At 47.9% G+C, this 11361-nt stretch carries 12 protein-coding genes; 1 reads left to right on the top strand and 11 read right to left on the bottom strand.

Annotated elements, in window-relative coordinates; all coding sequences use genetic code 11:
* Positions 1-45 precede the first annotated feature (45 nt).
* The 5 genes from BHW66_RS01310 to BHW66_RS01290 all read right to left on the bottom strand — a co-directional run bounded on the left by BHW66_RS01310 (position 46) and on the right by BHW66_RS01290 (position 5604).
* Positions 46-1086, bottom strand: a complete 1041-nt coding sequence (locus tag BHW66_RS01310) for an alpha/beta hydrolase (RefSeq protein ID WP_102758955.1) — start codon at positions 1084-1086, stop codon at positions 46-48.
* Positions 1083-2138, bottom strand: coding sequence for a M28 family peptidase (locus BHW66_RS01305; protein WP_180975880.1), 1056 nt, complete (start codon positions 2136-2138; stop codon positions 1083-1085). The genes BHW66_RS01310 and BHW66_RS01305 overlap by 4 nt, the downstream gene beginning before the upstream one ends.
* Positions 2139-2189: 51 nt before the next feature.
* Complete coding sequence (locus BHW66_RS01300; RefSeq protein WP_215833595.1) at positions 2190-4556, bottom strand: glycoside hydrolase N-terminal domain-containing protein; 2367 nt, start codon at positions 4554-4556, stop codon at positions 2190-2192.
* Between the two features lie 55 nt (positions 4557-4611).
* Positions 4612-4932 (bottom strand): DUF3784 domain-containing protein, encoded by a 321-nt coding sequence (locus tag BHW66_RS01295; RefSeq protein WP_046434848.1) that lies wholly within the window; start codon positions 4930-4932, stop codon positions 4612-4614.
* 168 nt (positions 4933-5100) lie between these two features.
* Positions 5101-5604, bottom strand: coding sequence for a DUF456 domain-containing protein (locus BHW66_RS01290; protein ID WP_046434849.1), 504 nt, complete (start codon positions 5602-5604; stop codon positions 5101-5103).
* A 128-nt stretch (positions 5605-5732) separates the two neighbouring features.
* Here BHW66_RS01290 and bla point away from each other — a divergent pair, with 128 nt between their 5' ends.
* On the top strand, positions 5733-6656 hold the full coding sequence (gene bla / locus BHW66_RS01285; RefSeq protein WP_286688827.1) for a class A beta-lactamase: 924 nt from the start codon (positions 5733-5735) through the stop codon (positions 6654-6656).
* Positions 6657-6807: 151 nt separating this feature from the next.
* Here bla and BHW66_RS01280 read toward each other — a convergent pair whose 3' ends face one another.
* From BHW66_RS01280 to BHW66_RS01255, 6 genes are all read right to left on the bottom strand, one after another.
* Complete coding sequence (locus tag BHW66_RS01280) at positions 6808-7296, bottom strand: hypothetical protein (RefSeq protein WP_046434851.1); 489 nt, start codon at positions 7294-7296, stop codon at positions 6808-6810.
* A gap of 211 nt (positions 7297-7507) precedes the next feature.
* Positions 7508-7939, bottom strand: coding sequence for a hypothetical protein (locus BHW66_RS01275; protein WP_102738230.1), 432 nt, complete (start codon positions 7937-7939; stop codon positions 7508-7510).
* A 214-nt stretch (positions 7940-8153) separates the two neighbouring features.
* The gene (locus BHW66_RS01270) at positions 8154-8600 is read right to left on the bottom strand and encodes a hypothetical protein (protein ID WP_128153707.1); all 447 of its coding nucleotides are present in this window, start codon (positions 8598-8600) and stop codon (positions 8154-8156) included.
* A gap of 410 nt (positions 8601-9010) precedes the next feature.
* The gene (locus tag BHW66_RS01265; protein WP_286688826.1) at positions 9011-9841 is read right to left on the bottom strand and encodes an RHS repeat-associated core domain-containing protein; all 831 of its coding nucleotides are present in this window, start codon (positions 9839-9841) and stop codon (positions 9011-9013) included.
* Between the two features lie 725 nt (positions 9842-10566).
* On the bottom strand, positions 10567-11001 hold the full coding sequence (locus BHW66_RS01260; RefSeq protein WP_257997107.1) for an RHS repeat-associated core domain-containing protein: 435 nt from the start codon (positions 10999-11001) through the stop codon (positions 10567-10569).
* A 2-nt stretch (positions 11002-11003) separates the two neighbouring features.
* Positions 11004-11345, bottom strand: a complete 342-nt coding sequence (locus tag BHW66_RS01255; RefSeq protein ID WP_046434858.1) for a hypothetical protein — start codon at positions 11343-11345, stop codon at positions 11004-11006.
* Positions 11346-11361 lie beyond the last annotated feature (16 nt).

The following is an 11361-nucleotide window of genomic DNA, read 5'->3' as shown; positions in this document are numbered from 1 at the left end:
GTTCCGGTCAACCCTGCGGTGCGGCACACGCCGGTCCTAGCACATTCATTCCCGTCGTGTTCCGGAGGAAGTGTCCGCTCCGGAGGGCGCACCCCCGCGGGCAGAAGACGGGGAAGAAAGGAATCCCTGTTCCCTGAGCCATTGTTCGGCGGCTTCAGGCCATTGATCCGTGGGATGTCCGCGTTTTTCCATGCCATACCCGTGGCCTCCCGTGGGATAGAAGTTCAGACTGGCGGGAACCCCCTTTTCCCGGCAAGCCTGTTCCATCAGCCTGCTGTTGGCGCAGGAAACGCCGTCATCCAGAGCGTGGACGAGGAACACCGGCGGCGCCTGCTCCGTCACCTGTCTCTCTGCGGAACACATCTCCTCCAGGGCAGGGGATGGATGGGCCCCCAATATTTTGTTGCGCGTTCCCCCGTGGGTAGTATGGGGCGCCATGGTAATGACGGGATAAATAAACATGGAAAAATCCGGACGGGCGGAAATGTTTTTCAGCGGATTTTCCGCTTCTTCCGGCAGGGTGCGGTTCCACAGCGTAGAGGCCATGGCCGCCAGATGGCCGCCAGCGGAAAAGCCCATGACGCCGATGCGAAGAGGGTCAATTCCCAGGGAAGAGGCGTTTTTCCGCACGGTCCTCAGAGCCTGGCGGGCGTCCAGCAGGGGACCGGGAAACTTCCCCAGGGCATTGCCGGTTCCTGAAACGCGGTATTTCACGACAACCCCCACCATGTCGTGTTCCGCCGCCCAGCCGGCAATGCGGCTCCCTTCCTTTTCAATGGCCTGGATGGCATACCCCCCTCCCGGAAAAATACACAGGGCCGTGCGCTTGTCCTGCGGACTCCATCCGGCGGGAAAGTGAAGCTGGATTTGCGCTTCTCCTACGTCCGTAATGTGTCCGGCGGAGGCTTGTTTTTCTTTCAGATCCGCCGCTTTGAGCCCCAGGGAAATCCATTCGGAGTGAAAGGCTTTTCCCTCTGAGGGAGGGCAGAAGGCGCTCAGCGCGGACGGCTCAGGCGGAACGGCCCCGGCTGAAGCGCAGACGAATGTCAGAAAAAGCGCGGAGAATAATATCTGTTTCTTGTTCATGGTTTGTTGGCCAGTGAAATGACGAGTTTGGAAAGGCCCTGCACCACTTCTGCAAACTGGGGATAGTCCAGCTTTTCAGCCGTATCGCTGGTTTCATGGTAATCGTCGCAGCGGAGGAAGGCCGTATCCGTGGCGGCAAAGGAGGGGATGCCTTCCTTCATGTATCCCCAGTCGTCAGACCAGGAAACGCCGCGGGTGTAATACGGGAACACGGCGGAACGCACCGGAAAGCGGCTCAAGGCGGAAAATTCCTCCGCGCAGGAGCGTGCCAGTTTGCGGCCCGTGTTGGTGGAGAGGAAAGCAACATAGTCGCAGCGGTCCGGCAGGCCGGCCAATCCGGCAACCACGGCGGATTGGCGTTTTTTATTCACCCGGGGGGAATAGCAGCCCAGCGTTTCCAGGGCAATCATGCCAATGATTTTTTCCCTGCCCGAATGATGGGAGACGGATTTGGCATGTACTGCGCTGCCCATGGCGGGCGTCTGGTAAAAAGGAGGCTCTTCATTGGCGTAGGCCACCAGACAAACATCGTGGAGGGTGGAAGTTGCTGCAAGGGCACGTGCCGTTTCCAGCAGGGCGGCTACGCCGGAAGCGTTGTCATTGGCTCCCGGAGTTCCGGTGCGGGAAGGCCGGGCAGGACCGTGGTCGTGCCAGTTGTCCATGCCCACTTTGGTATCGTAATGCGCGCCGACGATGAGCATTTTGGGCCGGGGGGAGGTTCCTTTCTTGATGGCGATGAGATTATATGCCGTCCAGTCCTTTACGGCGCCGAATTCTCCGGAGGGCGGGATATGAACAGCCTGGCGCGTGACGGCATAACCCATTCCCTCCAGTTTTTGTTCAATGTAGCGGGCGGAACGCTCCATGGAGCCGGGGTGGTAGACGTTCCGTTCACCGATGGTATCCGCCAGGTGGAATACATGCGCTTTCAGGAGCGTTTCCGTTTGGTCCGTGTCCGGTATTTCTCCGCTTCCGCGGGGAGAAAAAAGCTTGGAACAGGAGCTGAGGGCGATGCAGACCACCACTATGAGCAGACCGAGCCTGAAAGTCATGAAAAAGAAATGCATAGCGGAAATTGAAGAGGTAACGCAGAAAGGGGAGTCCTAATGGGAAAGCGGAGGAAAATCAAGACGCACCGTTTCTCCCTTATTCATGGACAAATCCTTTTTCCGGCCCTGATGCATGAACCGGAATTTGCCCGGACGCGCAGCGGTAGCCGTGGCCTGCACCCGGCCGTTTTGCCAGGACAAGTCCACTTTAAGCCCTCCCCGCGTGCGCAATCCCGTGGCTGACCCCTTCTTCCAGTCGTCTGCCAGGGCCGGAGCCAGCAGGATAACCTGGAACCCGTCCTGCATGATCCGGCTCTGGATCAGGCATTCGGCCACGCCGGAGGAAAAGCCGAAGTTCCCTTCTATCTGGAACGGGGGATGGAGGTCAAAAAGGTTGGAGTTGATGTAGTGCCTCAGCATGGTGTACATCCTGTCCTCTGCGGCGTTCCCGTCGCCAAGGGCGGCATAAAGATTGATGAGCCACGCCGTGCTCCATCCGGTCCTGATGCCGTTGTTTCCCATATCCGCGTACTTGCGCCGGAAATCGGCTGACTTGCGTACGGCCTCCGCATATTCCGGAGTATTGAGAACATCCCATTCCGTGCCGGGGAACAGGCCGTAAAGGTGGCTGATGTGCCGGTGGCCCTTCTGCATTTCTTCAAAAGGCTGCCTCCATTCCTGCACCCTTCCGTCGGGACCGATGGAAGGCTGGGGAATTTTTCTGAGAAATTGGACGGCTTTAAGCAGGGTGGGAGTCCTTACGCCCAGCTCTCCGCAGGCGTAGATATAATTGCGGAGAGCCTCCCTGCCCAGAAGCTGGTCATGGGACGTGCCGTTGGAAACATAGGAAAGCACGTTGGGGCCTGTGCCGTCCGGCGCGTAAAATCCGGTCTCCGGAGACACCCCCGGGCCGGAGAGGTAACGGCCCTCGCCGTCATCTTCAAACCAGGACATGATGAAACGCGCGTTGGATTCCAGAATGGGCAGCGATTTTTTAAGGTCTTCCCGGTCTCCGGTAAAGCGGTAACTGTCCACCAGGTGGGCGCATGCCCATGCCCCGTTCATGAGGCTGGCCCCCCATTCCGGATTGTTGCCTGAAAAATAGGTGCGCTTCCAGCAATCCGTATAGTGGCCGAAGCAGAAGCCGTCCCGTTTGATGAAGCGCGCAAACTCCTCTCCGTGGGGGCGCAGGCTGCGGACAAAATCAAGATAGGATCTCTGGAATTCTCCCAGCCCGGTGACATGGGAGGGCCACTGGTTCATCTGGCTGTTGATGTTCAGGAAATAGCAGCCCATCCACGCCGCCCTCAGCTCCGGATTCCATAATCCCTGCAAACCGCAGGGAAGCTGCCCCGGCCTGGTGTGGGCAATCGTGCAGAAGCGGCCGAACTGGAAAAGCTGTTCCAGAAGATCCGGATCCTTCTTTCCCTGTTTGACCCGCTCCAGCCTTTGGGCGGTGGTCATGGCGGAAACCCCGGCCGGGGAATCCCCCAGATCCACCTGACAGCGCGTCATGAGCCGGGAAAAATAATCTTCCGTTTCCGCCGCCAGTTTTTTCCATCCCGCCTTTTGCGCTTTTGCCAGGATTCGCGCGTTTTTAGCCGCCAGGGAATGCGTCAGGGGAGCTTCCGGCTTCCGGATATTGTAATCTGTGGAAATGGATGAAAGCACCATCACTTCCCGGGCGGAATCAAGAATAATTGTTGAGCCTTTGCGGGTAACGGAGGCTCCGGGCGCCAGAATGACCACCGTGTTTTCAAACCGGGTGCCTCCGTTGCTTCCCTGTCCTTCCAGCACCCAGCCATTCGGCTGCGCAACAATTCGGGCGGACGGATCCGGGTGTTCCAGATTCAGGGAAACGCGGCATCCGGACGGCATCGTGCAGGCAATGTGGTAGGCGGCGCAGTCGCTGGACGGGGCCGCCAGGATTTCTGTGGTCAATTCCCCCGTGCCGAATTGGGCGCGGGTGGTTGCCTTGCCCCGCCGCATATCCAGCGTACGCTGATAGGAGGAAGGTGAGGGAAGCCCCTGGAATTCCACCTGAAGACGCCCCCCCTGCTGGTAATCCCCCGCAATGTTGCCGGGGGGAAGGATATTCTTACGGAATAGCTGGTCCGCACTGCGGTATTTTCCTTCTTTGCAAAGTTCGCGCGCCTTGTCCAGAGCTTCCGCGGCGCCTTCCCTCATTTGGAAATTTTTCTTTGCGAAAATACTTCCTTCATTGAGGACGACGGTTTCCTTCGGAAAAACGCCGAAAGAGAGGATGCCCAGCCTTCCATTGCCCGTGCCGTATCCTTCCGTCCATACCCGGGCGGGGGTGGCGGCGGTGACCTGCATGGGGGCCGGAATGGCCCAGAGTGGGACGGCTGCCGCGAAAAGGCAGAGCAGGAAGGAATGTTTCAAGGTTGCAGGGACGTTCATGGGAGAAGATAATGTTGCGTATAATAAAAGTAAAAGAAAGCTGGTGTAAAAAACGCTATTTTTTAAATCGTCTTCCGGTGCCGGCGTAAATGACCGCAAATGCGATGCTTCCCACCAGAAAGTACAGGGAGGCGGACAGGAGCACGGAGTTCTGGAGAATGATGCTGGCGAGCCAGATCAGCATGGCGAAGGCGAGGCAGTACATGATCTTCCCCATGAACCGGCACAGCGCCTGTTCATCATACTGCTTTTTCTGCCCTCTGTTCATCATATTGCAGCCTGCGATGAGACAGGAACATTTCCCCATGGAAAGAATGGCTCCAAGAATCATGAAACCTGCCATCATGGCGACGGGTATCGGAACAGGTGCATCCATAAGCTGGTAAAATGAGGGAATGGGAGAACCTGGTCATTCGACCGGGCGGGCATGCGGGGCGGCGTTTTGCGGAATACGTTGGGGAAACTGTGTTTCTTTCAGCAACGGAGAAACTCCGTTGTTCCTGCCGAAGGCTTCCGCAGGGTACGGTTACAGTTTTTTTTGACATTAAAACAGGAAACAGCAGGAACAGAACCAGGCGATGATGAGCAGGCCGCAGGTAAATTCCAGCAGCAGGCCGGCAAGCATCCCAAGCGCCGCTCCGGAACCGGCCCTGAAGGCGTCCATGATATCCTTTCTGGCAAAGATAAGTTCCGCCAGCAGCGCCCCCAGGAACGGCATGAACAAAAGGCCTACGATGGGGGAGAAAAGGAGGCTCCCCGCGACGGCGCCGATGATGGCTCCCCAGATGCCGGCGGCAGTGCTGCCGAATTTTTTGGCGCCCATGCCTCCGGAAAGCTTGTCAATGACCATGCCTCCCGCCACCAGCAGCGCCAGGACGGTCCATTCCCACCACGCCAGGTTTTCTCTGCCCATGGCTCCCTGCCAGACGCACCCGGCCGCAATGATGATAATTCCGGGAAGCATGGGGATGAGCGTGCCGATCAGCCCCATGCCGAATAACAGCAGGGTGACGCACCAGACGAGGGTTTCCGAAAGGAGATGGGGCATGCTTTCCTTCTTATCAGGAAGCCGGACAGGTGGCAAGGTTTCTGCCCGGCTTGCGGATGACGAAGAAAGGAAAAAAGGGGGAGAAATTATTATTGCGGTTGTTGCGGGCGTGGTATGGAATGGCGCCTATGACTTCCACCGGTGTTTATCTATGCGGTTGCATCATGTTCTTTTGCGTTTTTTCTCAGGGGGCCACGTCTTCTCCGCCAGCCGTTTCCGCAGCGGATTCCTCCGCCGTACGCGAACTGGCCCATTCCCTGAAGGCCCGTGTGGGCATGGCTGCGGAAATGCTGGATACGGGGGAAACCGTCATGGTGGGGGATGAGGCGGCCTATCCCATGCAGAGCGTCGTCAAATTCGTGCTGGCCTTGTCTGTCTTGAAGCGGGTGGACCAGGGCGCCATGAATCTGGAACAGATCATCCGCATACGTCCGGAACAACTGGTGAAAGATACCTGGAGCCCCCTCCGGGAGCGTTTCCCGCAAGGCGGCGATTTCTCTCTGAAGGAACTGCTGAGAGTGACTGTTCAGGAAAGCGACAACAACACCTGCGACCTCCTGTTTGGCCTTATTGGAGGGCCGCAGGGCGTGCAGAAGGATTTGAAGGAATGGGGAATTGACGGCATTAATGTCCGTTTTACGGAAGAAGAAATACACCGGAATCATGATTTGCAATATGTCAACTCAAGCCGTCCGTCGGCCATGAACTCCCTGCTCCGGGCGTTTGACGAAGGTAAAATTCTGGCAAGGGGTACACAGAATTTTCTTTGGGGTATCATGGCGGGGTGCTCTACAGGCCCTGAACGTTTGAAAGGGCAGCTGCCGCGGGATTACGTGGTGGCGCATAAGACGGGATCCGGATTCACGCTGCCGGGGGGTGGCGTTACCGCCCGCAATGACGTCGGCATCATTGTTCTTCCCAACGGCCGGAAAATGGCGGTTTCCGTGTTTATCAGGGATTCAAAGGATTCTGAATCCGCTTGTGACCGGGTGATTGCCTCCATGGCCCGCTGGCTGTGCATGGAGTGGAGACCTGCCGCCGGAAAAGAATAACGGAATGATGCAGAACAGTCTTGGCGTCAGATTTTCAAAGGATTCTGGCTTTTGATATTCAGCACATTGCTTGGATGAGCAATAAAGTAAACAATCCCATTTTTAATATTAATCACATGTTCTACATGTTGAGAAACGAATATTATTGTTTTTATTTATCTTTTTCTATAACAGGAGATGAAATCCTTTCCAAGAACTTTTCCAATTCCAAATACAGCGGTTCTAATTCAAATACTCGAACTTCTAAACCACTCTTGTTGTCCCTTTCTTGTAACCAAAAGAGCTTCTTCGTATATTCTTCACCTCCAATTTTTTTCTTGTCAAAAAGATGAATGTGTTTGGTATTATATGCCATGAACAATAAATAAGGTTTTTTATTTATTATAATATGAAATATACCCAGATTCCCTATAAAAGGAACGTCTGTTTCCGTTTTTCCATCCCGAAATAAATTGTATTTGTTGATAATTTTCGCTAATTCCTTCTTTTGTTCCAAATTTAATTTTTTAACTCGATGTTTTTTATTCTCTTTAAGAAAAGATGTTTCCGCATATAAATCGATTTGTTGATATTCTTGATCTGCTGCCCCTCTTTTTGAGATAAGGCAAAAAAATAAAAATATGATTATAATTGATTTCATGATTAAATAAATTCGAAATTATGTGGGATAGTCCCGCTGTAAAATTCTCAAAATATTTTGGTTTTTGATATTCATAATATTACTCGGATGAAAAAACAAGAGTAAACAATTACGAATTAAAATGACGATGAATAGAGACTCATAACCTGTTTAGTACATAGAAAGACATCATTGTATTCAGATTGAACTAACCAAGCCATCAGTCTGGAATTTACAGTAAGCGAATTTGATTGATTATATTACTCAATTTAACAGTAATATTACCGTATATAGTAGGATCCACATTGAATTTTTGCATATTTTCCGATATATAATCTAGAATTCTAAGAGCAGGAACTAGACATCCTTTGATTGATTGGGGATCTTGCTTCAGACGGATTTGTAGCGTATTCGCCAATGCATTAATTATATCTGAATCATCTTCACTTGCTTCCGACAAAAGATACGGTTCCATAGAAGGAAAGTAAAAAGCGAATGCTTTACTTCCCATCCATTTTAAATCTTCTTCATAATATGTCGGACATTCAAAAAAAAGATTTGCGGCTTCGCTCTGGCTTTTTCCATGGAAATGTTTCAGGGCTGTTAACTCGTCAAGATTTCCTGGTGTAGGATTAATATCTTTTTTAGTTGGAATAGTTGTCATATTTGAGGGAGTGGTGGGAGGTTGTTGCATCCTGCCTTTACCGCATGTTTTGCGCATTTTGAAAAGGCTTTTATCTTATTTGTCAATTCATTTTTGTGACTGGATACGGCTGCTGCGCTCCCTTTAGTAATACTATCAGGAAGAATATAGTCACATTTTTTCTTAAAATATAACGAGCAGCCAGTAATTTCCGCTGCCCTAGCCGCCAATAATTTCAAATAATCAGGGCATTTGAGGCAAGCTTTACATCCCGCTGCATTTTTATCGGCAGCTTTGTATCCATCATAAATCGCAAGACATTCGGCTGTTTTTTTACTTTTTCTTTAGCATCTTTTACTGCAACTTTTTTCGCTGCTTCTTTAGTTGCAATTTTTGCTCCTGTTTTCATGCCTTGCAAAGCTATGGCAGGCCCTATTCCTTCCCCTGTTGGTCCTCCTAAAATAACATCTCCTACAACAAGGGCTGCAGATAAAAGGTCAATCCCGAAATCTCCCCAACTATATAAACCAAGAATATTAATATCAGATTTTGGTTCGTTGTTTATAAATACATAATTGTTTGCTATGAGATTCTCACTGATTTTATCTTTCCCAATCCATCTTTCATCATGGAGGTTATAATGGCGGTAATTGCATCCAAATATTTTTAGCTCGTTATGCACCAATAAAATACAACTAGGAATGGAATTGAGGATACAATATTCCCAAGAATGTCCAATCGAGAAATTTTATTCACATGATTATACGGAAATTCAGCAAAAGAGGATAATATAAATGATATGATCCATTGGACTGCGAATATAAAAGAAATATAATAAGCATCCGTTGACGGTCTAAAAAATCCAAAACACAAAAAACACGTTAGAATGCAACATGTAAATAAAAAATGTTTTTTTGTTTTGGAATTAACAGAAATGATAATTATGGATAAGATAAATGATAGCGAAATTAAAAATGCTCCTCCACAAAATGGAAACATCGCTAATTCTAACAAACTCCAGAATATTAGAGAAATACATCCAATTATTAAAAATCTATGGTTCATTTCAATATTAAATTTCAAATTAATTTTTCATAAATATTTTGAACAATATGGATTGCAGTCCAAAGCTTTTTGTATTTCTCTTCCTTGATTTTCAATTTGTTTGCTTGTTGGTTCAATAATTTTTGTCTCAATGAGGTCAGGTAAAAGTTCTTCAAATCCCATCTTCCATCCACCTTCCGGAGTGCCTATTGCTTTAGAAGAAATCAGATAAAATCCACAATTAATATAGCAAGAAACATGATTAATTAATCTTTGCGTATTTCTATCTTTGCATCTACCTATCTTTTGCATTCCGGCTTCCGCTTCGGATAGACATTCTGCTACACATTCGACAGGTTTAATCACCTTTCCATTTTCCGAATATTTGTCAACAAATTTGTGGCACATGTCACAAGCTTTGGGTATATAGGGGTCTGATACCATTCTTCCCTCGCCATCACAACATTTAGAATCCTTGTATTTATTGTAATTATCACAATATTGGTGAGCAGCAGAGTTAACAATACGATCTCTGTCCTGTATTTGATTGATAATAGCAACAGTCAAAGCACCTTCGTATCCAGGAGCCTGAAGACCAATGATATCGTAGGAACTTAAAGGCGCCTGATAAACATATGAGTACACATTCCATCTTCTTTCGTCTATAATCGGATCTCTCGAAGTCCACCTTCCATCCACGGGATTATAGAACCGAAAGTTATAATATACCATCCCCAGCTCGGCATCATATGCCTCGCTGCTCCATTGGAGGGGATTGGTGATGTTGCCCCTTTGCGTGACTTCTCCGAAGGGGGCGTAGGAGTAGGAATTCGCGATGGTTCCGTTGCTCTTGTAGAGTTCCATCACGTTTTTAGTCAAGTCCCAGCCGTAGGCAAACCAGCTGCCCGCCGTCTGGATAGCCAGCGGGCGCGTGGCGACGGGTTCCGTCGGGTCCCACAGGATGTACCATAAGGCGTTGAGCGTCGTTCGCGTGAGGTCGAGGGACGCGATTTGCAGATAGAGGATGTTTCTTCTATGTGACAGTATCACTGCTTTAGTTTTGTATTAAAACCAGAGATTTGAACTGCTCCTTGCGGGGCTTATGGTAGAAATGTTATGTTATAATTATTTCTTTTGGTTTCTAAAGGAGGTTGTATTTGGGAAATATATAAATATTCGGAATTATCCACTTTAGTCTTGTTTCGTTGATCTTCCCGATTTTTCATCAGAGCAATTTTCTGAATATCAATAGCCAGAATATTCTGAAAATCTTACAGCAAGACTATTCTATATAATTCCGTTGAAAAATACATCATATCTTTGTGAAAATGTTTTTTTCATTTTCCCTAATAACTCTTCTTTATTAAAAATACAGGATTAGACCGAACATTATTTAGCATACTGACAACAGAATTTTTTTTTCTATAGGTTGCATTCAATTGAGGCGCACAGATAGTTTTTATATAAAAACAAGTATCATTAAAATAGATTAATTTATTTCCGAAAAAAACGGATAGAAAATTTGATGATTTTTTTTAAAATAATTAATAATATTTCAATGAAATTAGTAATGATAGCCCATATAAGATCACCAATCATATTAATCAACAGGGAAGTGTGCTAATCCATTTCGCAACAGCCTTTCCTCCTGTTTTTAAGGCTAATTGCTTAAGTGCTGCTAAACTAGTCGGAATTAAACTCCCGGGTATGTATCCAGCGGCACATCCAATTATTGCAGATACAACAACAGAACATACATTTATTTCTGGACAATTTTTAGTTTGGCACTTCCATATTCGCCATCCTACTTGTTTATAACAACATTGGCATTTTTGAACTACGGCATCTGATACAGATCCTATAGCTGCACCTTTAAGACATGGAAGAATTATGGCCCAAGCAATATTTCCCAGCAGGTCAATATTTTTTAATGGATTGTTTTTGTATGATTTGTATAAGTTCACATCAACATCTAATTCCCCGATAGGATCCTTGCTCGTCCATCTTCCATCAAGAGGGTTATAATGGCGGTGAGTTATAATTATCTATTTATATTTATCTCCATAAGGTTGTTTTCTAAGAATATAATAAAATCTTTATTGGAAAATTTAATGTATTCTGCAAAATCTGTTCGATCCCATCCATTTTTGAAAAAATCAAATATATCCATATATTGATCACTTGGAAAGTAAACAGTTATCTTGTTTGTATCTATATTGAAAACTATATTGTCAATTTTTTTATCTGAAAATAATTTTTTTGTAAACGGAACATTATCGAACAATGTTTCTCTTGAGATTATTTTTTTGTCATTGAAATAGATTGCAATACAGGCAAATATCAATAGCCCTGAAAAAAAGACAACGGATATAATTTTCCACATAATTTTCCACATAATT

Source organism: Akkermansia sp. 54_46, from assembly GCF_001917295.1.
Classification (GTDB): Bacteria; Verrucomicrobiota; Verrucomicrobiia; order Verrucomicrobiales; family Akkermansiaceae; genus Akkermansia; species Akkermansia muciniphila.
The sequence above is the reverse complement of the archived record's forward strand: the minus strand, read 5'-3'. Positions and strand labels throughout refer to the sequence as shown.

Coding starts and splice junctions, on each gene's coding strand:
- BHW66_RS01310 (WP_102758955.1), bottom strand. CDS start 1,086: ATGAACAAGAAACAGATATTATTCTCCGCGCTTTTTCTGACATTCGTC.
- BHW66_RS01305 (WP_180975880.1), bottom strand. CDS start 2,138: ATGACTTTCAGGCTCGGTCTGCTCATAGTGGTGGTCTGCATCGCCCTC.
- BHW66_RS01300 (WP_215833595.1), bottom strand. CDS start 4,556: ATGAACGTCCCTGCAACCTTGAAACATTCCTTCCTGCTCTGCCTTTTC.
- BHW66_RS01295 (WP_046434848.1), bottom strand. CDS start 4,932: ATGGATGCACCTGTTCCGATACCCGTCGCCATGATGGCAGGTTTCATG.
- BHW66_RS01290 (WP_046434849.1), bottom strand. CDS start 5,604: ATGCCCCATCTCCTTTCGGAAACCCTCGTCTGGTGCGTCACCCTGCTG.
- bla (WP_286688827.1), top strand. CDS start 5,733: ATGACTTCCACCGGTGTTTATCTATGCGGTTGCATCATGTTCTTTTGC.
- BHW66_RS01280 (WP_046434851.1), bottom strand. CDS start 7,296: ATGAAATCAATTATAATCATATTTTTATTTTTTTGCCTTATCTCAAAA.
- BHW66_RS01275 (WP_102738230.1), bottom strand. CDS start 7,939: ATGACAACTATTCCAACTAAAAAAGATATTAATCCTACACCAGGAAAT.
- BHW66_RS01255 (WP_046434858.1), bottom strand. CDS start 11,345: ATGTGGAAAATTATATCCGTTGTCTTTTTTTCAGGGCTATTGATATTT.